This window comes from Pseudobutyrivibrio xylanivorans DSM 14809, from assembly GCF_900141825.1.
Classification (GTDB): Bacteria; Bacillota; Clostridia; order Lachnospirales; family Lachnospiraceae; genus Pseudobutyrivibrio; species Pseudobutyrivibrio xylanivorans.
This window is the reverse complement of the sequence record NZ_FQYQ01000007.1, coordinates 139,008-163,876: the sequence shown is the minus strand read 5'-3', so window position 1 is coordinate 163,876 and position 24,869 is coordinate 139,008. Positions and strand designations below refer to the sequence as shown.

Below are 24,869 nucleotides of genomic sequence, written 5' to 3'. Positions count from 1 at the left end.
GCCTATGAATTTCAAGAAGATTGGAACCAAGATGTTAGTTATGATTTTACCAGTGCTTGTGTTAGCGCAGATTGTTCTTACAATCATGTCTGCAACATCAAGTAATGCATTGGTAGATGAAAAGACACAGCAGGCAATGGAGGCAGAGCTCAAGGCTAACAATTCCATCGTTGGAGGATACCTTAGAGATGTTAAGACCTTAGCAGATGCTATTGTTATCAGTGTAGCAGATTCCTACACTTACACTCAGTGGGACGATTACGAGAAGATGCTACAGGATATGATTGCTACAAACGATATCGTTTTAGGTTCAGGACTTTGGTTTGAGCCTTATGCTTATGACCCTGAGCAGCAGTACTATGGTCCTTATGTTTACAAGGATGGTAATTCCACAGTAACTACCTGGGATTATAGCAATGCGGAGTATGATTACTTTAACCAAGAGTATTATACCAATGCTATGGGTTCCGATGTTGCAATGATTACTGACCCATACTATGATCCATCATCAGGAATTGTTATGTCGTCATGCTCTACTCCTATTGTGGCAGGAGGTAAGAAAATCGGTTGCGTAACTGTTGATATTCAGCTTACCGCAATTACGGACATAATTGCAAATGTTAAGGTTGGAAAGACAGGTGTTGGTATTCTTACAGCTGCAAATGGTTTGCTTATAGCAGGTCACGACGACCAGATGGTTCAGGATGGAAAGAGTGTATCAGAAGATTCCAATCCATCTTTTGTTGCTATGGCAGAGGATGTTTTGAAAAATCCATCAGGTGTTACAGGCTACCAAGAAGGAAAAACCAATTACAAGGTATTTTACGACACAATAGAAGAAACAGGCTGGAAATTTATGATTTCCATAGATGGCTATGAGCTTCTACAGCCAATATATCTGTTGATTAATAGACTTGTTCTTGTTTGTATCGTTGCAGTTTGCATTGCAATTATAATAATTATTATAGGAATTGGCGGTGTAGCCAAGACTATCAAGAGAGTACAGAAATTTGCAACAGAGCTGGCAGGTGGAGATTTCACAGTTGATCAGCTTTCAATTAAGGGTAAGGATGAGCTTGCTATCATGTCCAATTCTCTTAATGAAATGTACGGAAACAACAAAGGCGTTATTCAGAGCATATCTGACTACGCAGTTGAGATCAATGAATCCAGCAGTAATCTTAAGTATTCAGCTGGAGAGTTAAAAACAGAGTTCGATAAGATTGTTGATATTATGACATCCGTAAATGCGGATATGATGAATTCATCTGCAGCCACAGAGGAGCTTTCTGCTTCTGTTGATCAGGTAGCCCAGTCAGCTGATAATCTTAACGAGGAAACAAAGAATAGTCTTGATTTGGCAATTGATATCGAAAAGAGAGCTACAGATATCGGAAAGAACAGTCAGGAGGCATTTGATAAGTCTCAGACCCTTCAGGCTAGCTTCCAGGAGAAGTTAGAGGAAAGTATTTCTCAGTCTCAGGTTGTTGAAAATATTGGTGAGATGGCCAGTGTTATTGCTGATATTGCTGACCAGATTACATTACTTTCTCTTAATGCTTCTATCGAGGCTGCAAGAGCAGGTGAGCAGGGCAAGGGCTTTGCAGTAGTAGCAACTGAGATTGGAAAACTTGCAGGTCAGACTTCTGATTCGGTAGAAAAGATTCAGGAAACTATTTCTGCAATCAAGGATGCATTCGAAGGTCTTTCTACAAATGCTAAATCACTTCTTGATTATGTATCAGACACAGTTACACCTGATTACAAGAATTTCGTTGGTGTAGCAGAAAGATATGGACAGGATGCAGAGAATATTAAGAATAGTTCAGAACAGCTTTCAATAATGACTGATTCTATTCAGAACATAATGAGTGAGGTGCGTCTTGCACTGCAGAATATTGCAGAAGCAACACAGAATACTGCGGCCAACAGCGGTGAGGTCATGGATTCTATAGATCACCTTTCAGGTACTGTATCTAACATTAATGATATGTCAGATGAGCAGAATTCTATCTCTGACAACCTTTCAAGAGTTGTTAGTCAGTTTAAGCTTAGTGAATAGTTTAAAATGCTAGACACAAACCCGCACTAATATTATCATATATGGGGAGAATTAATGTTAGGGAGATTGTATGCGTATTATTCATTGTGCTGACTTGCATCTGGACTCCAAAATGGAGAGCAATTTAGATAGAGATCAGGCGCTTCTTAGACGTTCAGAATTAATAGAAACCTACGAGCGCATGGTCGAGTATGCAGAGGCAAATCAGGTTAGAGCGATTCTTATAGCGGGAGATTTATTTGACAAGCCACACATTCGTAAAGAAGTTAAAAAGCGTGTGGTAGAGCAGATTGTATCCCACCCTGAGATAGATTTTTACTATCTCAAGGGAAATCATGACAGATGTGATTTTATGGAAGAGGGAATTGATATAATTCCCTCTAATTTCCATATGTTTAATTCCGAGAGCTGGACTAGCTACACCTGTGAGGATGTTGTTATCACAGGCATGGAGCTCAATTCAACCAATGTATCCACATTGGCTCAGCGCCTCGTACTTGATTCTGCAGCTACCAATATCGTTATGCTTCATGGTCAGCAGTCTGATTATGATGGCAAGGATGGTGCAGAAATCGTTAATACCACCACATTAAAAGGAAAATTCATAGACTACCTTGCTTTAGGTCATGTCCACAAGTATATCTACGAGCAGCTTGATGACAGAGGAGTATTCTGTTATCCAGGCTGTCTGGAAGGGCGCGGCTTTGATGAGACAGGGGATAAGGGCTTTGTTCTTATGGAAATCAATGATGGCAAAATCGAAGCAGAATTTATTCCATTTGCAAAGAGACGTCTCCACGAAATCGAAGTAAATGTTAAAGCGGAGATGGATCTGCAGGGAGCCATCAATAAGGCTAAACGTCTAATAGATGATGTGGATCCTCAGGATATGATTAAGTTTATTATCACTGGCGAGCGAGAGCTGGATGATGAGCTGGACATTGTTCGTTTCGTTAGAAACTTTGAGAATAAATATTTCTTCGTAAAATGCTATGACCGTACAAAGACCATGGTAGATTACGACAGCTTTTTATACGACAAATCCCTCAAGGGGGAGTTTGTCCGTCTTGTTCAGGCTCAGGATATGGATGAGGATGAAAAAGCTAAGATTATTGAATTAGGCATTAGAGCCATTATGGGGGAGGATATCGAATGAAAATAATATCATGTTATATCGCCCATTTTGGCAAAATCAATGAATTCAAGTTCAATTTTGAAGATGGGTTTAATTCAGTTTTACAGGAGAATGGATGGGGCAAGACCACCTTCTCTGTGTTTATTAAGGCTATGTTTTATGGCCTGGAGTATTCTCCAAATACAAAGAAAAAGCTTTTAGACCGAAATCACTATCTGCCTTGGGACGGAAGTATCTGCGGAGGAAATATCGTATTTCAGGCTAAGGGCAAGGAGTACCGAATTGAGCGTACCTTTGGCCAGTCAGATAAGGATGATACCTTTGCTCTGTACGATAATGTAACAGGGCTTCTTTCTGACGATTATAGCGAGAATATTGGCGAGGAATTATTCCGTGTAGATAGAGATTCCTTCGAGAAGAGTGTCTATATTCCGCAGACTAGTCTGGCTACTGCTATGACAGATTCTCTTAATGCAAAGATGGGAAATCTTGCAGCAGCAAAGGATGATATCAGTAATTTTGATGTGGCATTAAAGAGTGTGAAGGATGCTAAGTCCAATTACACTAGAAATAGTAAGATAAATCCAGGTAAGCTTGTTTCTGTTAAGCAGGAAATTAACCGCTGTAAAGAAGAGTATGAAAAGCTTCCAGCCATAGAGGAAAGTGTAGAGGCTATGAGCTGCCTGGTGGAGGAAAAGCAGGCAAATATAGACAAGCTTACAGCTGATAAGACTAAGCTGGCAGAGACAATTCAGCTTCAGAGTAAGAGAGAACAGGAGCTTGGTGCATATAAGATTCAAAAGGAAAATCTCAGCAATGAGCTGACCACACTAGGTTCTCTAGAAAAGTTTTTTGCAGCAGGAGTTCCATCAGATGATGAGCTTGCAGTACTAGAACAGACTGAGCGTGATTTGGCAGTTCATGAGCGCGCAGTAAAAGTACTTGAGGATGAACAGGAAAAGGAACCTCCTGTTTTTGACAAGCCTTTTGAAAATAAGATTCCAGATGAAAGCGAATTTGCTATTTGGAATAAAATGGCAGCAAACCTTTCAGAGCTTAGAGCAAAGGCGGAGCATGCAAAGCTTTCTGAGGAATCCAGCCGACTTCTTACAGAATTAAAATTTTTCTTTGATAAGCTAGTGCCTACAGATGAGCAGCTTGCACATATTGAACATCAGACCACTCTTATCACTGGTATCAGCGCAAGGGTGGAACAGAGCAATGAGCGTCTGATTACACTTATTGCTGAGCGTGATGCAGAGGAGAGACACAGTAAGAGTAAGAGTATCTCTGTATGGCATATATTAGGAACGATACTTCTGGTTATTTTTATTCTTATTGGAGTTGTATTTACCAGATTTATAGATGACCAGATTGGAAGAATAATTGAGATAAGCAGCTTTGCAGCAGTCGGTATCGATTTGATACTTCTTTTGATAACAGGCAGACGTGCTTACAAGAAAAAGATGGAGACAGCCACGGAATACCAGGAGCGTATCAAAGAGGAAGAAGATGCTCTTGAAATCAGCAAGCTTGAGCTTCGTGAGCTGGAAGAAGAATGTGAGGAGTTCCTTTCTCATTTCCTTCTGACCAGAGCTGCTACTATGCAGGAAAATGTTTATGAAATCAGAAGAAAGCTGGATCAGTACCGTCACCTTTTGGCTGAGGAGCAGTCACGTCATCAGGAAGCAGAAGGCACTTTGGACGAGCTGGCAGATGTTCAGCTGGAGCTTTATACAAAGATTCAGCCATTTGCATCTGCATATGGAATCAACCTTTACGATATGGGTGGAGAGTATGAATTCCTTGCTCAACTGAAGAAGGATGCCCAAAGATTTATAGATTATCTGGCAAAGCAGGAAGAGCTCGCCCGTCACGAAAATACAATTCGTACAGTCAGTGCGGATATAAGTAATATTCTTAAAAATTATCCTGTGGATGAGAGTCTTGACAGAGCTGAAAAGGTACAGGAAATAAGCATCAAAAAGAAAGAATATCAGGCAGTTTTGGAGCGTGTTAAGAAGCTCAATGAAGAGATTGCACGCTTTGAGGCAGAGCATGATTTGAACGAGCAGGTTCTTTCGGTGGATGATTTGCAGCAGCAACAGACTGCTATTGATGAGCAGATTATGGAGCTCAACCGCCAGATTATTCAGGAGAAGGAGAACCTTTCTCAGGCTCTTGAAGGTGTGGAACGCCTGGCAGATATTGCAGAGCAGATTGAGCGCCTGGAGGAGCAGGAAAAGGAATATAAAAAGAATGCAGATATTCTTGCCAAGACAGAGGACTTCCTTCAGAAATCCAGAGAGAGCTTCCTGTCAAAATATATGCAGCCACTGCAGAATGGCTTGCACAAATATCTCAGTCTTCTTGATAGCCCAGATGGAACAAAGTCTGGCTATGCTATTGATGACTTTGAGCTTGATATGGACCTTAATATAAAGCTTTCTTATTCCGGAAGCACAAAGAGTGCGGAGTATCTTTCTCAGGGCTATCAGGATTTGGTGGCACTCTGCTCACGTCTCGCCCTTGTAGATGTACTCTACCCAGATGAGAAGCCAATACTTATACTGGATGATCCATTCACAAATCTTGATGACAAAAAGATAAAGGAGTCCTTAAAGCTCCTTCATAAGATTGCTGCTGACAGGCAGACAGTGTATTTTACATGTCATGATAGTAGGTTATAGTGGCAAATATAAATGATATTGTCATTTTTAAAGGCTTGAGTTAAAACTCAAGCCTTTTCTTATACTCCAGATGTCCTTCAACTACCCACTCATGAACGATGGAACGTTCAATTCCAAATTCCTGAGCGACAATCATTTCGTTAACATCATCGTTTTCATTTATGAACTCTTTCACTTTTGGGAAGAGTTCTTTTTTCATGCAGTCCCTACAAAGCTCGTAAGGAGAGTTTACAGGTATACGACAGTTACATTTTGTACAGAATTTTACTCTTGGACCTTCTTGATTTAAAAATGCTGAACGTGATCGTGCCATAAATCTCTCCTCCTATCAGGGAAGCTTTACAATCCAATATGTTCCTTAAAGAAATCACCGCGCTGCTCGAAGTTTTTGAAGACTCCATAGCTTGCTGCTGCAGGTGAAAGAATAACTGCTGTGCCTTTGCTTGCGTTTTCTTTAACGAATGCGCAGGCGCTGGCTAAATCTTCTATGTAATGCACATGCTCCATAAATTCTGGTGAAGCAACAGCAGAAAGCTTGTCTAAAAGGACCTTTCCACTGTCATACATAAGGATAATGTGCTCTAGTGTACGTGTTTGTAAAAATTCTACAAGTGGATCGTAGTCGATTCCTCGGTCCATACCACCAAGAAGAATTGTGCCTGCATTAGGAATAGCCTTGATGGCGCTCATGCAGGATTCTACAGTGGTAGAGATGGAATCATCATAATAATCTACGCCGTCCTTTGTGCCGATGAATTCTAGGCGGTGTGCAAGTGTCTTGAAGCTTGCGAGAGCCTCCATGAAATCCTTATCGCTGATATCGTAGCGGCGGCAAACATCATAAACAAAAGCTGTATTGAAAAGATTGTGAGTGCCGCGAAGTGTGACACCAGGAATCTCTTCGAAGCTTGAAAATGGAAGGTCGCCAGTCTTAACCTTGATGATGGCTGCCTTGCATTCGCCCTGTTTTGGAAGGAAATCTGGGTTGCAGAAAAGGAAATCGCAGTAGCCCTGATTTCTGTAAATGTTCTGCTTTGCGTACCAGTATTTTTCTACTGTACCATAGTGGTCAAGGTGATCCTCGTAAAGATTTAAAAGGATAGCCTTTGATGGTGAGTAGTGAGCATATTCTAGCTGATGGCATGAAAGCTCAAATACGATAATAGTACGTGGATGAATCTGATCTGTAATATCAAAAATTGGAAGACCAATATTTCCACCGAAGAGTACATCCTTACCACATGTCTTAAGTATATGATATAAAAGTGAAGATGTTGTGGATTTGCCTTTAGTTCCTGTAATTCCTATTGTCTGAGCGCCGTAAACCTGCAGGAAAAGATCTGCCTGGCAGGTGATATGGCACTTATACTCCTTAATGTCCTTTGGAAGAACGATCCCTGGGCTCTTGAAAACCACGTCGTAGTCATCGAGACAATCTAAGTAAGCAGCACCTGTAATTACATTGTGCATAGCTGTAAGATCTGAGCTGACAGCGTTAGCATCTGCAATATCGAGGCACTCATATACGCCTACTGATGAAATCATTCTAAAACTTGACTGGCCCTCACGGCCGAATCCTAAAATTAAAACCTTTTTATTATTAACTAAATTTCTGATTGTTTCCTTCATTTGATAGTGCGTCCTTAATTATTTTTTCAAAGAATTCATCCAAGGCATGCTCTGATGAATACTGATTTTTAAATTTTTCGAATGTGATGGCAGGAACTACTGCTGAGTCCTGATAGTGCATCAAAAGTGCTGGAAGCTGAATCTGCTTCTGCGCATATTTGCTGATAGCCTCAGTGATTGCAGCATTAACCTCATCACGGCTACCTACACATTCAAATGGCTTCTCAGGCAAGATTCCACAAAGCTTGTCGAAATCCTCCATGAGAGTCTCATCCTCAAAAAGTCTCTTGCCAAAGATGGCATCTAATTCCTCAAGTGTAAGGAATGGTGACAGGATGATATAAACAAACAGGCACTTTGGACAGTGTCCGCACCAGATGTCCTGCTTGCTGCCTACATTACAGCTCTTGAAAATGCCGTGGTACTTCTTGAAACGTGAGAAGAGCATGGCAATCTGAAGCTCAGAAAGTGGGCGCAGAAAGCTAAAGTAGAACACTCCTGAGCCGATGAAGTTCTTTTCATAATGTCTGAAATCAGCCTCGAATTCAAAGCTCTTTGAATACTGGTGATTTACATAGCTGTCCTTTACAGTGGATTCGTTGGCACTGCCTTCATTTGAAAGTGCCACGAACTGTAAGTCGTTAAGGTATCCTGCGATGATACTTGAAAATGCAACGAGAGCAGAGAATGGTGTGTGACCATTTAAGAAGCCCTGAGCATTAAGGTCTAACATGTTCTTATCAAGAGTACGCTTAGCGTAGATAGTGTGGTCAGTAAGTCCGCCTACTTCCACTGTGGCATCTGTAGCTCCTCTTGAATTGATAACATAGCAATTAACATCAGCTTTTTCACGAAGAAGCTCGATAGAAACTACAGAATCCTTTCCGCCACCAACAGGAACCATAACACGTGGCTTTTTGCCAGCTGCTATGCGCGGTCTGTCCTTTGGAGTGATGCTTCTAGGCTGCTTTGTGCCTTCGCATTTTACAGTCATGAAATCATCAAAGTCTTCCTCGATACCATTTGTGTAATAGAACTCTCCAAGACCATTGAAATAAAGCTTCTTCCACCAGCTAATCTGCTCTGCTGAAAGCTGTCTGTCCTTAATTATAACTGTAGGAGGGCAGGCAATCTTCCAATAGCTGACAAGCTCAACCATACCAAGTGAGAACACCATGTCATCAATAAGCTCTTCATCAATTGAAGCTACATCATTGATGCGTGGAATGCTCCATGTAGGATGAAACTCGCTTAGACCATCAATGGAAAAATCGAAGGTCATGCTGATGCCTTCATTATTTAAATCATAAGAATATCCCTGATATGTAAATGTAGGGTAATCTTCTCTGCATTTTTTATAAAAATCTTGTCTACTCATATATTTCCTTTTAAACAATTGATATTTCTTTTATACTTAACGTATGAATTATATCACAAAAAATTGTAAATAGAATAACTAAGCGGGGGATATGTAATGCCACACGTTGGAGGCCAGAAGCTAAAGATTATAAATGAATATCAAATACTTATGGATGAAAGCGATGAGCAGCACCAGATTAATGCTATGGAGATGACTCGCCGCCTTAAAGCAAGAGGAATTCCTGCTGAAAGAAAGACAGTCTATAAGGATATGGATACGTTGATGGATGCCGGTGTGGATGTGGTAAAGGGCGACCATGGCTATTACATTGGCACTCGCGCGTTTGAGCTGGCAGAATTAAAGCTACTTGTGGATGCAGTAGGCGCATCAAAGTTTATATCTCAGAAGAAAACAAAAGAGCTTGTGGAAAAGATTACTACTCTTGCAGGTATGGAAGAAGCAGCACAACTTCAGCGTCAGGTAGTTGTGCCAGAAAAGGCTACTGCTGCCAATGAAAAGATTTTCTATACAATTGATGTTATTTATCAATGTCTGGATAACGATAAGATGATGTCCTTCAAGTATCAGGAGTGGACTCTTACAAAGGAAATGAAGCCCCGTCATGGAGGAAAGATATATAAGGTAAGCCCTGCTTTCCTTATTAGAAATGATGAGAACTATTATCTTGTAGCTTTTGACGGAGAGAATCAGGAGATACGTCACTATCGTGTGGATAAGATGGTATCGGCTGAAATGCTTGATGATGCTCGTGAGGGTAGAACGCAGCGCGACGCACTGAACCCACAAGAATACGCAAGGCATCATGTCAGCATGTTCGCTGGCGAGGAGCGAGCAATCACCATAAGATTTCCTAAGCATCTGGTAGGTGTTGCCCTTGATAAATTTGGCACAGGCATAGACCTTCGACCTGATGGAGAAGACTATGTAAAGGCTCGAATCAATGTGGCGGTCAGCCCTCAGCTGTATGGTTGGCTCACAGGTGTTGGAGCAAGTATTTGCTTCCCTGATGAGGAGGCTGAGAAGTATAAGGAATATTTAAAGAGGTTGATTTTATAATCCATTTTAAAATGACAAAGCATATAACTTATTAAATTTCTAGATAATTATATGCTTAAAACAGGCATTTTTAGTTTATCAAGCATATAAAAAAGAAAAAAACTTTCATTTTATATGCTCATACAAGATATTTAGAGATATAAAACTTCTAAAAAAGCATATAATTATTAAAATAATTTGATTATTATATGCTTGGACATCTAAATTAGCCCTTCTCAAAACTAGAAATAGCATATAAAAATGTATTTATACCCTATATTATATGCGTGATGGGAATTATAGTCCTTGTTATATATCAAATATAGCCCCCATCAACTCCGATTATCTGCCCTGTCATGTATGATGGGGCATTTATTATGCTTAAAACAGTCTGAGCAATCTCACCAGGATCGCAGAAGCGACCAACAGGGATTTCCTCTGCAAGCTCAGCCTTTTCCTCAGGGGAAAGCTGTCCATTCATGTCTGTATCTACAACTCCACAGGTGATGGCATTGACAGCCACGCCATTAGGAGCAAGCTCTTTGGCAAATGCCTTTGTAAAGGAATTTACACCCCCTTTTGAAGCAGAGTAGGCTACCTCGCAGCTGGCACCTACAGTTCCCCACATAGAACTGATGTTAATGATATTGCCAGCTCTACGGCTAACCATAGAAGGGGCCACAGCTTTTGATGTGTAGAAAACTGAGGAAAGATTAGTGTTAATAACATTATCCCACTCGTCTACTGACATATCTGTTAATAATCCGATGTGAGCAATACCTGCATTGTTGACAAGTACATCTATCTGCCCCAGCTTATCCAAAGCATCCTCACAGGCAGGAATAGTAAAGCCGTAATCGGCAACATCTCCCTGATATGTGTAAACCTCGATTTTATAATTGGCATGAAGCTCTTCTGCAAGAGCATTTAGCATATCTATATTGCTGTGGCAAAACAGAGCCAGGTGATATCCATTTTTAGCAAGTTCAATTGCTATGGCACGTCCGATACCCCTGCTTGCACCAGTGATTAAAGCTGTCTTTTTCATTGAAATCTCCTTATTATTTGGCGTATGTCGCACTATTAGTATATACAATATATTAAGAAAATATTAATTATCTGATAAATTCTTGAGGTTTTTACACTCAATTGATATACTGTTTACATAATAAATCAATTTCTCTAAATATAAAAGAGAAGGGGGTTTGTTAAATACTTGGTAAAGGTGGTACGACATCATGAAAACAACAATTACAGGAAAGAACATCGAGTTAACTCAGGGTCTTAAGGAAGCGGTGGAGGAGCGCTTTAAGAAGTTAGACAAGTATTTTAACAAGGATACTGAAGCAATCGTAACATTAGACGTAGAGAAAGGACGTCAGAAAATAGAAGTTACAATCCCTATGAAGGGAAGTTATCTGAGAGCAGAGGAAGTTACTTCTGATATGTATGCTTCAATCGAGGCTGTCACAAACACATTGGAGGCTCAGCTCAAGAAGCACAGAAATAAGATTATCGACAGAAAGCAGTCTGATTCAAGAGCAATCTTCGCACAGGATTTTATCGAGGAAAAGGTTTCAGACGAGGAGAAAATCCAGATTATCCGTACCAAGAAATTCGATATGAAGCCAATGTATGCTGAGGATGCATGCCTTGAAATGGAAATGCTTGGACATGATTTCTTCATGTTCAGAAATGCTGATACTGACGAGATTAACGTAGTTTACAAGAGAAAGAACGGAGCTTACGGTCTTATTGAACCAGAGTTCTAAAGTTCGGAATTTAATTAAAAATTTAACAATGAATTTTAACCTCCTATTGCTATAATGCGAGACATTCCATTATAGGATTAGGAGGTATTTTTATGCGAAAAACAAATTTTAGTACGTATTTGAGGTGGTTGAGAAAGGAGTTTAAGCTGACGCAGCAACAGCTGGCGGAAATGGTGGATTGTGCTATAAGTACAATTGCAAGGCTTGAGGCAGGGAAAGAACTGCCTAGTCGAAAAATTTTTATGAAGCTGGACAGTATATTTGAATCCTTTGGGATAATATACGACGAGCTGTGGATGGAAAGTGTATTTGGCTTTAAATCTGCAAGGAAGGAATTGTTAAATGCCATAAAAAATGGACGTGGTGAAGAAATCGAAAGAAAGTTGGAGAAGTTTAGATGCCTGATGGAGGAGTGCGAGGGGGATAATGATGAGGAAGAAAAAAGAGAAAATATGCAGTATTATGCTTTGGGACATCTTATATCTATAAGGAAAAGAGGGCTTAGCGTGGAGCAGTTTCTCGATGAGATAATTCAAACCTACGAGCTTAGGAGAAAGATTCCTGATTTTAATGATTTGCCTAATATTAAATTGTCTCTGATAGAATTTCAGATTTTATATGAAATTAGTGAAGCATATCGAGTTATGGGGGATGTGGAGACAGCAGAATTGATATGCAGAGGCCTATTGGCTAATGACTTTGATCCACGAAGCCCTTTTGTAATAGATAAATATATGGAAGCTTCCTTTGCACTGGCCAGGGTCTGCATGACAAAAAACGATTATTCCACTGTGAAGCAATGCTTAGAATACATTTTCAGCAGATATTTAAGTGATAAGGATACCAGGACTTTGCTTCATTCACTAATGATTCAAATGGACGTATGTGAATCTTTCGGAGATAAGAAAGGGGCTACCATAATCCAAAACTTTTTGAATGCTACAAAGGAGCTGGTTGAATATATGAATAGGCTGGAAACAAAAATCTAGAGTAATTAAATGCTGCTTATCCCATGGCACTTGTAATTTTTTGAAAAAAATACTATATTAACGCAAGGAAAATAATAATTTATATAAATTGAAAGGCAGATTTATGGATATAGTAGTTTTGGCTGGTGGATTGAGCTCAGAGAGAGACGTTTCCTTCAAGTCTGGTACAATGGTGGCTAAAGCCCTTAGAAACAGAGGCCATAGAGCATTGGTTCTCGATGTCTTTATGGGATATAAAGACGCAGAATGTGATATCACAGATATCTTCGAAAATAGCGAGGAAAATTCTGTTAAGGTTGCAGATATTCCTACAGAGGCTCCAGATATTGAGGCGATTAAGGCTAGTCGTCCAGACCAGAGCCCAAGCTTCTTTGGACCAAACGTTATTAAAATCTGCCAGAAGGCGGATGTTGTTTTCATGGCTCTTCATGGTGGTGAAGGTGAAAGCGGAAAGGTTCAGGCTGCCTTTGATTTATTTGGAATAAAGTATACAGGAAATGATTATGTTTCAAGTGCAATTGCCATGGATAAGCAGATGACAAAGAATGTCATTGAAAAAGCAGGAGTTCCTGTTCCAAAGGGTGTTTCACTTAAGAAAGAGAATCGCAAGAAGTTTAAGTTTGACAAGTATCCTTGCATTGTTAAGCCAAACTGCGGTGGATCATCAATCGGAGTTACTATTGTAAATACTCCAGATGAGCTTGATGATGCTTTGGACGCAGCTTTCAAATGGGAAGACGAAGTCGTAATTGAGCAGTTTATCAAGGGTAGAGAGTTTTCTGATGGTGTTATCGAGGGAAAAGCTCTTCCTATTATTGAGATTGCTCCAAAGCAGGGCTTCTACGATTACAAGAATAAGTATGCTGCAGGTTCAGCTGTCGAGACTTGTCCGGCAGAAATCAGCACAAAGGCTACTACAAAAATGCAGACATATGCTGAGAAAGCATTTAAAGCTCTTGGTCTTACAACATATGCACGTATAGATTTTATGATGGATGAGCAGGAGAATATATATTGTCTGGAAGCTAACACTCTTCCAGGAATGACACCAACAAGCCTTCTTCCTCAGGAAGCAGCAGTTGTTGGCATGAACTTCGAGGATTTGTGTGAGCATCTCATCAAGGTATCATTAATGAAGTACGCATAAGTTAGAGAGAAGAAGTATATGAGAAATATGACATTGGCACATGTTGCTCAGGTAGTTGATGGGCAGCTGGTAACGCCTGCGGGCACGGAAGCCCTAAAAAATACAGAAATTCAGGGTGCTGTTAACGACAACCGCAAGGTGGAAAAGGATTTCCTATTTATTCCAATGGTTGGAGCCAGAGTTGACGGTCATGATTTTATCGAGGATGCTTTCTCAAAGGGAGCTCTTGCTAGCCTTTCAGAAAGAGAGTTGGATAATCCAACAGGCCCATATATTATTGTAAAAGACACAAAGCTTGCGTTGAAGCAGATTGCTACTGATTATAGAATGCAGCTTAGCATTCCAGTTATCGGTATTATAGGAAGTGTTGGAAAGACTAGTACAAAGGAAATGCTTGCATCAGTGCTTGGTACAAAGTACGAAGTGCTTAAGACAGAAGGAAATTTCAACAACGAGATTGGTCTTCCACTTACAATCTGCCGTATAAAAGATGAGCATCAGGTGGCAGTTGTTGAGATGGGAATCTCTGATTTTGGAGAGATGCATCGACTTGGCGACATTGCAAAGCCTGATTATGTTGTAATGACAAATATTGGTCAGTGCCATTTGGAATTTCTTAAGACACGTGATGGAATACTTCAGGCTAAGACAGAAGTATTTGAGCATATGAATAAGAATGGAGCAGTCATTCTTAATGGCGATGATGACAAGCTTATCAATGCAGATACTCTTGGAATCAGAAGGATTTTCTACGGTCTTAACGGTCAGGAGGTCAGTGCCAGCGATGTTACAGCTGAGGGCATGACAGGAACAAGAGCAGTTATTAATGCTTTCGGAGATACATTTGAAGCCAACATTCCTTTGCCTGGTACACACAATGTCATGAATGCACTTGCTGCTACAGCAATGGGTAAGGAGCTTGGTCTTACAGATGATGAAATCAAGCGTGGTCTTGAGAAAGCCAGCACTATTGCTGGTCGTAACAACGTTATCGAGGTTAGAGATATTACTATCATCGATGATTGTTACAATGCAAATCCTGTATCAATGAAGGCTTCTATTGAGGTTCTTGGAAAAGCGCCAGGACGTTCAATTGCAGTTCTTGGAGATATGGGTGAGCTTGGAGAGGACGAGCGTCAGCTTCACTATGAGATTGGACAGGCTCTCGAGGATAATCACATTGGATATGTATTTACAGTTGGTGAGCTTTCAGAGGAGATTAATAAATCCCTTAGTCAAAAAAATAGCTCCTGCATGGCACATCACTATGCCGATGTAGAAGCTATGTTAGAAGACTTATTACCAATTATTCGTGGTGGTGATACTATCTTGGTTAAGGCATCGCATTTTATGAACTTCTCAACTGTCGTCGAAGCTATAAAAACAAGATTTGAGTAATTAAATTAATTTTGCATCAGCTTCAAGCTGAGTTTTCATTACGCTCTGGATATAAGCGCCAGGGCGTTTTTTGTTTTCGCCTTCAAGTGTGTTAGGATCAATTGGTGGAAGGAAGGTTACTATAACCTTTGCACGTTTGCATTTTGGCATGTGTGCTTCCAAAACTTCTCTGGTATTTGTGAAGCAAACTGGAACAATAAAACTGTTAGTCTTTGTTGCAACCTTGAGAGAAGCCTCGTGGAATTCCGCCATATCACCTGTTTTTGAACGAGTTCCCTCAGGGAAAACAAACATGTTGATACCTGATTTGATGTATTCCTGAGCTTTAATGATAAGCTTTAAATCCTGACGAGGATCTGTTCTTGTAAGGAAAAGACAATAATTAATTACCATCCAGGTGCTGAGAAGAGGAACCTTTTTGATATCGTCTTTTGCAAGGAAACCTGTTACTGCAGGGCAAAGATGATACCCGATTACAACATCAAAGTAGCTCTGGTGGTTACCAACAAAAAGAACTGTCTTGTCCTTTGGAATGTTTTCTAAGCCATGAGCTTCGTATTTGGCACCAGCTAAGAAAGCTACAACACCAAAGGCCCAGGCTACTATTTTATAGCCGATAACGTCCTTGGCTCTCTTGTTGAAAAGTCCTAAAATAAAAAGAATTCCCCAAATAGGAATACTAACTATCAAAAAAACTGTGATAAATAAAACTGTGAATATGGTTCTAAGCATGTTGACCTCCAAGTTTTTGATAGTTTAATTATAAAATAGTCATTATTAATAAGCAAATGGATGGTGAAGTATCTTCTAATCATTTAAATGTAGTTTTAATAAAAGTTATAAAGTGTAACGAAATCAGGGGCTGACAGGCATTTTTTATAATAAATATTCAAAAAACTCCTCTAAAATTTTGACAAATTATACAAAAAATGGTAAACTAGTTTCAGCAAATTATAAATTGCTAGAACTGCAATATTTATATTGCTAGAAAAGGGGGAGACATCATGGAACGAGAGGACTTTGACAAGGTGCGCGAATCTGTTAGATCGCAGTGCGGTAGTAGAGTTGTTATTCAGTTAGACAAGGGGCGTAACAAGGTTGACATTCAGCAAGGTGTTATTCAAGAAGCTTACCCAAGTGTATTTACTATATTAGTTGACGACACCGAGACATGTCCATCACAGTTGTTATCCTTCAGCTATACAGACATAATTACTAAAGAAATTCGCATGAAACTTTGCTAGTTACAATTTCATAATGGCTTCAAAAGAGACCTCAGCTTCGGCTGAGGTCGTTTTCGTTTTTAGGTTGAAAAGGACTCCTATAACTTGTATCATAATATAGAGGGATTGTGTAAAAATCCCCAGATATTGGGTTTACCAGTTTTTGGAGATAGTGTTTATGAAATTTTCTAAGATTGCTAAGGCAGCAATATGTATAGTGGTTTGTGTGGCAGTTCTTGCATCAGATTCCACTGTCTCTAATGCGGTTCGTTCTATTTCAGAGATTGAAGCGGAACAGGACGCTTTACAGGATGAGATAGATGCCTTAGATGCAGATTTATATAGCTTGGTTAGCCAGATAGCCGAGATAAATGCAGAGATTGATTCTACTGCAGCAGAAATTGAGGATACTCAGGCATCCCTTGCGGAGGCCACAGCAGCCAGAGAAGCTCAGTACGCAGCAATGAAGCTTCGTATCAAGTACATGTACGAGACTCCACAGGAAAGTCTTTTGGAGATGCTTATTCGCTCAGGTTCCATAACACAGTTTTTAAACCGAGTTGACTATGCGAAGAGTGTTCAAAAATACGACAGAGCTAAGCTTGACCAGTTCATTGCCACACAGGCAGAAATAGAAGAGTTGGCTGCCGCCTTAGAGGAGGAGAAGGCATCTCTTGAGTCAGCAAAGAAAGAGCTGAAGACTCAGGAAGCTGCTCTTGAGACCATGGTTACCGAGAAGCGTGGCGAGATGGATGATTTGGATGCCGAGCTTAAGGAAGCAAAGGAAATTGCCGCTCGTGAGGCTGCACTTAGAGCCGCCAGAGAAGCCGCTGCAAGAGCTGCAGCAGGTGGTACAGGCGGAGCAGTTAAGACTACTGGAAACTATAATGTTAACGGAGATTTAAATCCAGGCTATAAGACAGGAACCAGCGGTTCCAGCGTTGTATCCTATGCAAATCAGTTTGTTGGAAACAGATATGTTTGGGGTGGAACATCCCTTACTGAGGGCTGTGATTGCTCTGGATTTGTTCAGGGAGTTCTTGCCAACTTTGGTATTACATACGGTTCACGTATGACATCAGGTTCATTCCGTGGTGTTGGTCAGGAAGTAAGTTACAATTATATGCAGCCAGGAGATATAGTATGTTACCCAGGTCACGTGGCTATTTATGCCGGTGGCGGTCTTATTGTTGAGGCACAGAGTACAGCCACAGGTATTACAAACTACAGACCTGTCACATGTCACTCAATCATTACGATTAGAAGGGTGCTATGATTATAAAAAAACTTATAAAAATATTATTGGTTATTTTGTGCGTAGGTGTAGTAATCTACGCACTTGTTACCATGGGAGATGGCAGAGGGCCGTTGAAATATAACGAGCACTTAGATGATACTGCGGTTACCATCGATGATGAAGAGATTACCTTCAGAGACCTGGCTTTTTACATTCTTTTTGAAGAAAGGAAGGTAGAGGAGCAGGCAAAGGTGTATAATTCTGATTACACCAAGGACTTTTGGAATCTCTACACCAATGAAACCTTCATCCAGTCAGCGTCTAAGGATGTTGTTATTGATATGGCTATTCATGACCATCTTTTTTATCGACTTGCAGTTGAAGAGGGGATGGATACTCTTAATGCCCAAGAGGAAGAAGATCTTTCATTCGCCATAAATGACTTTTGGGAAGATTTGCTAGATATTCAATGGGAAAAGCTTCCTTGTGATGAGGAAACTATAAATGAGCAAATCAGAATTGCAGCAATAGCAGAAAAATATCAGAATCATCTCGCCGAAGAAAACGGACCTAGTCAGGCTGCGTATAAATACGATGGCTATAACTATGGCCTTATCAGAGACGAGCATTCTGTTAAAATAAATGATAAGTTGTGGGATAAGTTTGTTCTTGGAGACATTACACTCAAACACACAAAGATAAATTATATTAATGGTTTGACTGATGAGGAAAAGGAAAAGTTTAAAGCAGAGAAGAAAGGTTTACGTAGAAATGCAAAAGATAAATCGCAATGACCCATGCTGGTGCGGCAGTGGTCGTAAGTATAAGCAGTGCCATGAGGCAATGGATAGAAAGATTGACAGCTTCGCTGTGAAAGGACATAAGGTTCCAACACACGACATGCTCAAAACTCCAGAGCAGGTAGAGAAGATTAGACAGTCAGCAGTTATTAATATGGCTTGTCTTGATGCTGTTGCCGAGGCAATTCATGAAGGAATGAGCACAGCAGAGATTGATAAGATTGTATATGATACCACTACAAAAATGGGTGGTATTCCAGCACCACTTAATTACGAGGGATTTCCATACAGCGTATGTACATCAGTAAATGATCAGGTTTGCCACGGATATCCTTCAGAGGATGTAATCCTTAAAAGTGGTGACATTGTAAATGTAGACTGTTCTACAATTTTAGACGGATATTATTCTGACTCATCAAGAATGTTTATGATTGGTGATGTTGATCCAGAGACAAGAAAGCTTGTTGAGGTTACAAAGGAGTGCTGTGACCTTGGATTAGAGCAGGTTAAGCCTTGGGGATTCCTGGGTGATGTAGGTGCTGCTATTTGTAAGCACGCTCACGCTAATGGATATCAGGTTGTTCGTGAGATTGGCGGACACGGTGTAGGACTTGAGTTCCATGAGGAACCATGGGTTGGTTACAATACACTTCCTGGCACAGAGCTTCTTTTAGTTCCAGGCTTTATGTTTACAATCGAGCCTATGATTAATATGGGCACTCAGAAGATTAAGACTGATCCTAACAACGGCTGGGAGGTTTCTACACTTGATGGAAAGCCTTCTGCTCAGTGGGAGTATCAGGTACTTGTTACTGAGACAGGCTACGAAGTAATTTCTTATTAAGGTAAATTGAATATGATGCGATTAGACAAGCTTTTGGTAGAATTAAATATCGGAACAAGGTCTGAAGTTAAGGCTCTTCTTAAGAAGGGCCTTATTTTTGTAGACGGAGAGAAGGCAGGAAAGCCAGAGCAAAAGGTGGATGAAAACTCTGTAGTGATTACCTATCAGGGTAAGGAATGCACATATAAGAAATTTTCATACTATGTTATCAACAAGCCAAAGGGGGTTATCACAGCTACAGAGGATGCCCATGAGAGAACAGTCATGGATGTTTTCTATAGTCAGTGTCCTGATGCACCTAAGGGACTTGCTCCTGTTGGAAGATTGGATAAGGATACTACTGGTTTATTACTGATAACAAATGACGGACAGCTTGCTCATGATATGCTTTCTCCTAAGAAGCATGTGGATAAAACATATTATGTGGAGCTGGATGGTGAATTAACACCTGAGGATGTTGCAGCTTTGGAAGCAGGAGTTCACATAGGAGAGGGAGAGCCAACAGCACCTGCTACAGTGAAATATGAGGGTGGAAAAACCTGTTATATAACAATTCATGAAGGAAAATTTCATCAGGTAAAAAGGATGTTTTTTGCAGTGGGAAAAACAGTGCTAGAGCTGAAAAGAACAGCGTTTGGACCGCTTGTGCTTGATGAGGAAAAACTACCGGTCGGGCACATCAACGAGTTAAAGTGTGAAAGTTTTTCTTGCAAATAATTTAAACAAGATTTATTATATCTTCAAAGTAGTTTCACGGATTAAAGTGATAAAGCGAGACGAGAGGTTTTCGCAGTGAAAGAAATGGAGGTATGAATATGAAAAAGAGAGCATTAAGTTTAGCACTTTGTGCAGCAATGGCAGCTTCTTTATTTGTAGGTTGTGGAGGAAATGACAAAGCAGCTACAGGTGGAGAATCAGTAGACACATCAGGAGAGCTCACATGGAGAATTGGTGGTATTGGACCAATCACAGGTGGTGCTGCTCAGTACGGACAGGGCGTTATGAATGCAATTCAGCTTGCTGTAGACGAGGTTAACGAGGCAGGCGGAATCAATGGATATAATATTTCGTTCAATTTTCAGGATGACGAGGCAGATCAGCAGAAGTCAGTAAATGCATACAATACTTTGAAGGACTGGGGAATGCAGATTCTCGAGGGAACAGTTACTTCAGGTGCAGGACAGGCTGTATCCGCTGAGACATACGCAGACAGAATGTTTATGCTTACACCATCTGCTTCTTCAACAGATGTAACAAGCGGACATGACAATGTATTCCAGGTTTGCTTCTCTGACCCTAACCAGGGAAAGGTTTCTGCAGACTATATTAAGGATAATGAGCTGGCAACAAAGGTGGGCGTAATTTACGATAGCTCAGATCCATATTCATCAGGTGTATATCAGACATTTGCAGCAGAGGCTCAGGCAATTGGACTTGAGATCGTGGCAACAGAGGCTTTCACTGCAGATTCAAAAACTGATTTCACAACACAGCTTCAGAAGTGTAAGGACGCAGAGGCTGATCTTCTTTTCCTTCCTTTCTACTACACAGAAGGATCAATCGTACTTACACAGGCAAATCAGATGGGATATGCTCCAGTAATGTTTGGTGTAGATGGCTTTGATGGACTCCTTTCAGTTGAAAACTTCGATGTAAAGCTAGCAGAAGGTGTATACCTTCTTACACCATTCGCTGCTGATGCAGAGGACGAGGCAACAAAGAGCTTTGTATCAAAGTATGAAGAGAAGTTTGGTGGAACACCTAACCAGTTTGCAGCTGATGCTTATGATGGTGTATTCATTCTCAAGGCAGCACTTGAGGCATCAGGTCTCACACCAGAGGCTTCTTCAGAGGAAATCTGTGAGGCACTTATTTCAGAAATCCAGAATGTATCTTACGATGGACTTACAGGCGAGGGAATGACATGGAACGATAAAGGTGAAGTATCAAAGGCACCTAAGGCCGTAATTATCAAAGATGGAGCATATGCTTCAGTAGATTAATTAGAGCATCAAAGACGATGCAGGGCTGTTCCAAAAATGGGGCAGCTCTGCATCTAATTTTATTTTATTCGAAAGAGAGTAACAGAGTATGGGATTCTTAACCTATTTAATCAATGGCTTAAGCTTGGGAAGTGTATATGCAATTATCGCTTTGGGATACACTATGGTTTATGGTATCGCAAAGATGCTTAACTTCGCACACGGCGATGTTATCATGATCGGAGCATATGTTGTTTTCATGTGCATGGCAAATTCTGGCATGCCTGCTGTAGTTTCTATTGTTATTTCGATAGTATGCTGTACAGCACTTGGAATGATTATAGAAAAGATAGCATATAAACCACTTAGAAAGGCAACTAATCTGGCGGTGTTGATTACAGCTATCGGTGTCAGCTATTTTCTTCAGAATATGGCATTGATGCTATTTGGTTCGAATCCTGTAAGCTTCACATCTGTAATTAACTGGCAGGGAATATCACTTGCTGGTGGCTCGCTGAAAATCACAGGAAATGCAATCATTACTATCATAACATGTGTGGTAATTATGATTGTACTCATGTGGTTCGTAAAGAATACAAAGCCAGGTCAGGCAATGCGTGCAGTATCGGAGGATAAGGAAGCAGCAATTCTTATGGGAATCAATGTGAATGCAACTATTTCTCTTACCTTTGCAATTGGTTCAGGACTTGCAGCAATCGCTGGTGCGCTTCTTTGTTCATCTTATCCATCACTTACACCTTACACAGGTTCAATGCCAGGTATCAAGGCATTCACAGCGGCTGTATTTGGTGGAATCGGTTCGATCCCAGGAGCACTTATTGGTGGGCTTCTTCTTGGTATTATTGAGATTTTGGCAAAGGCATACATCTCCAGCCAGTTGGCAGATGCAATTGTATTTGCAGTATTGATTATTGTATTGCTTGTTAAACCTACTGGAATTTTAGGCAAGCAAATCAAAGAGAAAGTGTAGGTGACGGCCATGAATTTATACAAGAATTTAAACAAATCTACACAGAAGCTTATTACAACAATCGGCGTGATTGTCCTACTTTATATTGTAATGTCAGTTATGGAAAGCACAGGAAATCTTAGCTCTCTTATGAAGGGACTTCTTGTACCAGTTTGTGCTTATTCACTTGTAGCAGTAGGACTTAACCTCTGCGTTGGATATCTTGGAGAGCTTTCTCTTGGACATGCTGGATTTATGTGTGTTGGTGCATTTACATCAGCATTTTTCTCTCGAGCTACACAGGAGACTATTCCAGATGTACCTAGATTTATTCTGGCACTTGTAATTGGAACAGCAATGGCAGCACTTTTTGGATTCTTAATTGCCATCCCAGTACTTAGATTAAGAGGAGATTACCTTGCAATTGTTACACTTGCTTTTGGTGAGATTATCAAAAATGTTATTAACGTAATGTACATTGGTAAGGATTCAAAGGGCATTCATTTTTCAATCAAGGATCAGCTTTCCCTTGGAATGGACCTTGATGGAAAGATGCTTATCAATGGACCACAGGGTATCACTGGAACACCACGTCAGTCTACATTTACTATTGCTGTAGTATTACTTGTTCTGGCACTTATCGTAACTCACAACTTTGTTAATTCCAGAACGGGCCGTGCTGTAAAGGCTATTCGTGATAATCAGATTGCAGCAGAGACAGTAGGTCTTCCTGTTACAAAATACAAGCTTATCGCATTTACGATATCAGCAGCCATAGCTGGAGTTGGTGGAGTGCTTTACGCTCATAACATCAATTCTCTTACAGCTACTACAAACAATTTTGGTTACAACATGTCCATTATGATTCTTGTTTATGTAGTACTTGGTGGAATCGGAAATTTCTCAGGCTCAGTTATTTCGGCAGTAATACTTACTATGCTTCCTGAGCTTCTCAGAGGACTTTCAACATATAGAATGCTTATTTACTCAATTGTACTTATTGTATTGATGTTGTTTAACTGGGCTCCAGCACTCCTTAAGTGGAGAGATGACCATGGTCTTACAACAGCAGCTATACTTGGCAAATTTAAGAAGAAGGAGGTGCAGTAATGAGCTTACTTGAAGTTACAAATTTAGGCATTTCCTTCGGAGGACTTAGAGCAGTAGATGAGTTCAATCTTTCTATCGAGCAGGGAGAGCTTTATGGCTTGATTGGACCTAACGGAGCCGGTAAGACTACAGTATTTAACATGCTTACAGGTATTTATAAGCCAACTGATGGCAAGATTTTCCTTGATGGAAAGGATGTCACTGGCAAGAAAACAGCAGATATTAATAAGGCTGGCGTAGCACGTACATTCCAGAATATTCGTCTTTTCGGAGATCAGAGTGTACTTGATAATGTAAAAATAGGATTACATAATTCCTTTGAATATGGCACAGCTACAGGCATTTTCAGACTGCCAAAGTTTTTTGCTACAGAAAAGGAAATGGATAAGAAGGCGTTGGAAATTCTTTCAGTATTTGGATTGGATTCTTCGGCAGATATCCTTGCATCTAATCTTCCTTATGGAAAGCAGAGAGAGTTGGAAATCGCAAGAGCTCTTGCTACAAATCCAAAGCTTCTTCTTTTGGATGAGCCTGCAGCAGGTATGAACCCAAACGAGACACGTGACTTGATGAACACTATCGCGCTTATCAGAAAAGAATTTGGTGTGACAATTCTTCTTATCGAGCATGATATGAAGCTTGTATCTGGAATTTGTGAGAAGCTTACTGTATTAAACTTCGGTCGTGTGCTTGCCCAGGGAAAGACCAGCGATGTGTTAAATGACCCAGAAGTTATTAAGGCTTATTTAGGAGAGTAATATGTTAGAAGTAAAAGACTTAATCGTAAATTACGGAGTTATCCAGGCTCTAAAGGGCATCTCTTTCGAGGTTAACGAAGGTGAAGTCATTGCACTTATTGGTGCAAACGGAGCAGGAAAGACAACTACATTACAAACTATATCTGGTATGCTTCAGCCAACTTCTGGCCAGGTGCTTCTTGAAGGCACAGATATCACTAAGGTTCCAGGCCATAAAATTGTATCTATGGGTATGGCTCATGTACCTGAAGGAAGAAGAGTTTTCCCAGGATTAACAGTGCTTGAAAACTTGAAAATGGGAGCATATACTAGAAGTAACAAGAAGGAAATCGGGGATGCTTTTGATCGTGTATACGAAAGCTTTCCACGTTTGAAGGAGCGTCAGAATCAGCTGGCAGGAACCCTTTCAGGCGGTGAGCAGCAGATGCTTGCCATGGGTCGAGCTCTTATGAGCCAGCCACGTATTATCCTTATGGATGAGCCTTCAATGGGACTTTCACCTATCTACGTGGAAGAGATTTTCAATATCATCCAGGAGATTTCCAAGGCAGGCACCACAGTACTTCTTGTAGAACAGAATGCAAAGAAGGCACTTGCTATTGCAGATCGTGCGTATGTATTGGAAACGGGGAACATCGTACTTTCTGGAGATGCCAAAACTCTTATGAATGATGATTCTATCAAGAAGGCATATCTAGGAGAATAGG

At 40.5% G+C, this 24,869-nt stretch carries 23 protein-coding genes; 18 read left to right on the top strand and 5 right to left on the bottom strand.

The genetic code is table 11. The annotated features are described in order from the left end of the window. The first annotated feature begins 4 nt into the window (after window positions 1-4). From BUA88_RS07465 to BUA88_RS07455, 3 genes are all read left to right on the top strand, one after another. On the top strand, window positions 5-2,062 hold the full coding sequence (locus tag BUA88_RS07465; protein WP_072915232.1) for a methyl-accepting chemotaxis protein: 2,058 nt from the start codon (window positions 5-7) through the stop codon (window positions 2,060-2,062). Between the two features lie 70 nt (window positions 2,063-2,132). After that, window positions 2,133-3,218 (top strand): metallophosphoesterase family protein, encoded by a 1,086-nt coding sequence (locus BUA88_RS07460; RefSeq protein ID WP_072915228.1) that lies wholly within the window; start codon window positions 2,133-2,135, stop codon window positions 3,216-3,218. Further along, the gene (locus BUA88_RS07455; RefSeq protein ID WP_072915224.1) at window positions 3,215-5,887 is read left to right on the top strand and encodes an AAA family ATPase; all 2,673 of its coding nucleotides are present in this window, start codon (window positions 3,215-3,217) and stop codon (window positions 5,885-5,887) included. Before BUA88_RS07460 ends, BUA88_RS07455 begins: the two co-directional genes overlap by 4 nt. A 40-nt stretch (window positions 5,888-5,927) precedes the next feature. Here BUA88_RS07455 and BUA88_RS07450 read toward each other — a convergent pair whose 3' ends face one another. The 3 genes from BUA88_RS07450 to BUA88_RS07440 are packed head-to-tail and all read right to left on the bottom strand — an operon-like array spanning window position 5,928 to window position 8,894. Next, entirely contained in the window at window positions 5,928-6,200 is a 273-nt protein-coding gene (locus BUA88_RS07450; RefSeq protein WP_072915220.1) for a hypothetical protein, read from the bottom strand. 26 nt (window positions 6,201-6,226) lie between these two features. Next, a complete protein-coding gene (gene murD, locus BUA88_RS07445; protein ID WP_072915216.1) occupies window positions 6,227-7,516 on the bottom strand; it encodes a UDP-N-acetylmuramoyl-L-alanine--D-glutamate ligase in 1,290 nt (429 codons plus the stop codon). Next, window positions 7,488-8,894, bottom strand: coding sequence for a MurL-like N-terminal domain-containing (locus tag BUA88_RS07440; RefSeq protein ID WP_072915212.1), 1,407 nt, complete (start codon window positions 8,892-8,894; stop codon window positions 7,488-7,490). The genes murD and BUA88_RS07440 overlap by 29 nt, the downstream gene beginning before the upstream one ends. Before the next feature lie 96 nt (window positions 8,895-8,990). Here BUA88_RS07440 and BUA88_RS07435 point away from each other — a divergent pair, with 96 nt between their 5' ends. Further along, window positions 8,991-9,953: a helix-turn-helix transcriptional regulator gene (locus BUA88_RS07435; protein WP_072915208.1), complete on the top strand. Its 963-nt coding sequence runs from the start codon at window positions 8,991-8,993 to the stop codon at window positions 9,951-9,953. 295 nt (window positions 9,954-10,248) lie between these two features. Here the strand turns inward: BUA88_RS07435 and ymfI are convergent, their stop codons facing one another. Continuing rightward, window positions 10,249-10,980 (bottom strand): elongation factor P 5-aminopentanone reductase, encoded by a 732-nt coding sequence (gene ymfI / locus BUA88_RS07430; protein ID WP_072915203.1) that lies wholly within the window; start codon window positions 10,978-10,980, stop codon window positions 10,249-10,251. A gap of 190 nt (window positions 10,981-11,170) precedes the next feature. Between ymfI and hpf the strand changes: the two genes are divergently transcribed. The 4 genes from hpf to BUA88_RS07410 all read left to right on the top strand — a co-directional run bounded on the left by hpf (window position 11,171) and on the right by BUA88_RS07410 (window position 15,238). Continuing rightward, a complete protein-coding gene (gene hpf / locus BUA88_RS07425; RefSeq protein ID WP_072915198.1) occupies window positions 11,171-11,704 on the top strand; it encodes a ribosome hibernation-promoting factor, HPF/YfiA family in 534 nt (177 codons plus the stop codon). A 92-nt stretch (window positions 11,705-11,796) separates the two neighbouring features. Next, window positions 11,797-12,693 carry a helix-turn-helix transcriptional regulator gene (locus tag BUA88_RS07420; protein WP_072915194.1) on the top strand — a complete coding sequence of 299 codons (897 nt, stop codon included), beginning with the start codon at window positions 11,797-11,799 and terminating at the stop codon, window positions 12,691-12,693. Between the two features lie 103 nt (window positions 12,694-12,796). Next, entirely contained in the window at window positions 12,797-13,840 is a 1,044-nt protein-coding gene (locus BUA88_RS07415; protein WP_072915190.1) for a D-alanine--D-alanine ligase family protein, read from the top strand. A gap of 18 nt (window positions 13,841-13,858) precedes the next feature. Beyond that, the gene (locus BUA88_RS07410; protein WP_072915186.1) at window positions 13,859-15,238 is read left to right on the top strand and encodes a UDP-N-acetylmuramoyl-tripeptide--D-alanyl-D-alanine ligase; all 1,380 of its coding nucleotides are present in this window, start codon (window positions 13,859-13,861) and stop codon (window positions 15,236-15,238) included. Here the strand turns inward: BUA88_RS07410 and BUA88_RS07405 are convergent, their stop codons facing one another. Beyond that, window positions 15,239-15,970, bottom strand: a complete 732-nt coding sequence (locus BUA88_RS07405) for a lysophospholipid acyltransferase family protein (RefSeq protein ID WP_072915182.1) — start codon at window positions 15,968-15,970, stop codon at window positions 15,239-15,241. A gap of 272 nt (window positions 15,971-16,242) precedes the next feature. Between BUA88_RS07405 and BUA88_RS07400 the strand changes: the two genes are divergently transcribed. The 10 genes from BUA88_RS07400 (at window position 16,243) to BUA88_RS07355 (ending at window position 24,868) form a co-directional block, all read left to right on the top strand. Continuing rightward, entirely contained in the window at window positions 16,243-16,482 is a 240-nt protein-coding gene (locus BUA88_RS07400) for a Veg family protein (protein ID WP_015548439.1), read from the top strand. 157 nt (window positions 16,483-16,639) lie between these two features. Continuing rightward, a complete protein-coding gene (locus BUA88_RS07395) occupies window positions 16,640-17,737 on the top strand; it encodes a coiled-coil domain-containing protein (protein ID WP_072915179.1) in 1,098 nt (365 codons plus the stop codon). Continuing rightward, window positions 17,734-18,492 carry a hypothetical protein gene (locus BUA88_RS07390; RefSeq protein ID WP_072915173.1) on the top strand — a complete coding sequence of 253 codons (759 nt, stop codon included), beginning with the start codon at window positions 17,734-17,736 and terminating at the stop codon, window positions 18,490-18,492. The genes BUA88_RS07395 and BUA88_RS07390 overlap by 4 nt, the downstream gene beginning before the upstream one ends. Beyond that, window positions 18,470-19,342 carry a methionyl aminopeptidase gene (locus tag BUA88_RS07385; RefSeq protein ID WP_072915169.1) on the top strand — a complete coding sequence of 291 codons (873 nt, stop codon included), beginning with the start codon at window positions 18,470-18,472 and terminating at the stop codon, window positions 19,340-19,342. The genes BUA88_RS07390 and BUA88_RS07385 overlap by 23 nt, the downstream gene beginning before the upstream one ends. A gap of 12 nt (window positions 19,343-19,354) precedes the next feature. Further along, the gene (locus tag BUA88_RS07380; RefSeq protein WP_072915164.1) at window positions 19,355-20,059 is read left to right on the top strand and encodes a pseudouridine synthase; all 705 of its coding nucleotides are present in this window, start codon (window positions 19,355-19,357) and stop codon (window positions 20,057-20,059) included. Window positions 20,060-20,157: 98 nt separating this feature from the next. Next, complete coding sequence (locus BUA88_RS07375) at window positions 20,158-21,345, top strand: ABC transporter substrate-binding protein (RefSeq protein WP_200798852.1); 1,188 nt, start codon at window positions 20,158-20,160, stop codon at window positions 21,343-21,345. Window positions 21,346-21,433: 88 nt separating this feature from the next. After that, window positions 21,434-22,315, top strand: coding sequence for a branched-chain amino acid ABC transporter permease (locus BUA88_RS07370; protein WP_072915155.1), 882 nt, complete (start codon window positions 21,434-21,436; stop codon window positions 22,313-22,315). Between the two features lie 9 nt (window positions 22,316-22,324). After that, window positions 22,325-23,404 (top strand): branched-chain amino acid ABC transporter permease, encoded by a 1,080-nt coding sequence (locus BUA88_RS07365; RefSeq protein WP_072915326.1) that lies wholly within the window; start codon window positions 22,325-22,327, stop codon window positions 23,402-23,404. Continuing rightward, window positions 23,404-24,162 (top strand): ABC transporter ATP-binding protein, encoded by a 759-nt coding sequence (locus BUA88_RS07360; RefSeq protein ID WP_072915150.1) that lies wholly within the window; start codon window positions 23,404-23,406, stop codon window positions 24,160-24,162. The genes BUA88_RS07365 and BUA88_RS07360 overlap by 1 nt, the downstream gene beginning before the upstream one ends. Before the next feature lies 1 nt (window position 24,163). Then, window positions 24,164-24,868 carry an ABC transporter ATP-binding protein gene (locus tag BUA88_RS07355; RefSeq protein WP_072915144.1) on the top strand — a complete coding sequence of 235 codons (705 nt, stop codon included), beginning with the start codon at window positions 24,164-24,166 and terminating at the stop codon, window positions 24,866-24,868. Window position 24,869 lies beyond the last annotated feature (1 nt).

Bases quoted from the DNA above. Each gene is read 5' to 3' on its own strand.
- BUA88_RS07465 (WP_072915232.1), top strand. From the start codon at position 5: ATGAATTTCAAGAAGATTGGAACCAAGATGTTAGTTATGATTTTACCA.
- BUA88_RS07460 (WP_072915228.1), top strand. From the start codon at position 2,133: ATGCGTATTATTCATTGTGCTGACTTGCATCTGGACTCCAAAATGGAG.
- BUA88_RS07455 (WP_072915224.1), top strand. From the start codon at position 3,215: ATGAAAATAATATCATGTTATATCGCCCATTTTGGCAAAATCAATGAA.
- BUA88_RS07450 (WP_072915220.1), bottom strand. From the start codon at position 6,200: ATGGCACGATCACGTTCAGCATTTTTAAATCAAGAAGGTCCAAGAGTA.
- murD (WP_072915216.1), bottom strand. From the start codon at position 7,516: ATGAAGGAAACAATCAGAAATTTAGTTAATAATAAAAAGGTTTTAATT.
- BUA88_RS07440 (WP_072915212.1), bottom strand. From the start codon at position 8,894: ATGAGTAGACAAGATTTTTATAAAAAATGCAGAGAAGATTACCCTACA.
- BUA88_RS07435 (WP_072915208.1), top strand. From the start codon at position 8,991: ATGCCACACGTTGGAGGCCAGAAGCTAAAGATTATAAATGAATATCAA.
- ymfI (WP_072915203.1), bottom strand. From the start codon at position 10,980: ATGAAAAAGACAGCTTTAATCACTGGTGCAAGCAGGGGTATCGGACGT.
- hpf (WP_072915198.1), top strand. From the start codon at position 11,171: ATGAAAACAACAATTACAGGAAAGAACATCGAGTTAACTCAGGGTCTT.
- BUA88_RS07420 (WP_072915194.1), top strand. From the start codon at position 11,797: ATGCGAAAAACAAATTTTAGTACGTATTTGAGGTGGTTGAGAAAGGAG.
- BUA88_RS07415 (WP_072915190.1), top strand. From the start codon at position 12,797: ATGGATATAGTAGTTTTGGCTGGTGGATTGAGCTCAGAGAGAGACGTT.
- BUA88_RS07410 (WP_072915186.1), top strand. From the start codon at position 13,859: ATGAGAAATATGACATTGGCACATGTTGCTCAGGTAGTTGATGGGCAG.
- BUA88_RS07405 (WP_072915182.1), bottom strand. From the start codon at position 15,970: ATGCTTAGAACCATATTCACAGTTTTATTTATCACAGTTTTTTTGATA.
- BUA88_RS07400 (WP_015548439.1), top strand. From the start codon at position 16,243: ATGGAACGAGAGGACTTTGACAAGGTGCGCGAATCTGTTAGATCGCAG.
- BUA88_RS07395 (WP_072915179.1), top strand. From the start codon at position 16,640: ATGAAATTTTCTAAGATTGCTAAGGCAGCAATATGTATAGTGGTTTGT.
- BUA88_RS07390 (WP_072915173.1), top strand. From the start codon at position 17,734: ATGATTATAAAAAAACTTATAAAAATATTATTGGTTATTTTGTGCGTA.
- BUA88_RS07385 (WP_072915169.1), top strand. From the start codon at position 18,470: ATGCAAAAGATAAATCGCAATGACCCATGCTGGTGCGGCAGTGGTCGT.
- BUA88_RS07380 (WP_072915164.1), top strand. From the start codon at position 19,355: ATGATGCGATTAGACAAGCTTTTGGTAGAATTAAATATCGGAACAAGG.
- BUA88_RS07375 (WP_200798852.1), top strand. From the start codon at position 20,158: ATGAAAAAGAGAGCATTAAGTTTAGCACTTTGTGCAGCAATGGCAGCT.
- BUA88_RS07370 (WP_072915155.1), top strand. From the start codon at position 21,434: ATGGGATTCTTAACCTATTTAATCAATGGCTTAAGCTTGGGAAGTGTA.
- BUA88_RS07365 (WP_072915326.1), top strand. From the start codon at position 22,325: ATGAATTTATACAAGAATTTAAACAAATCTACACAGAAGCTTATTACA.
- BUA88_RS07360 (WP_072915150.1), top strand. From the start codon at position 23,404: ATGAGCTTACTTGAAGTTACAAATTTAGGCATTTCCTTCGGAGGACTT.
- BUA88_RS07355 (WP_072915144.1), top strand. From the start codon at position 24,164: ATGTTAGAAGTAAAAGACTTAATCGTAAATTACGGAGTTATCCAGGCT.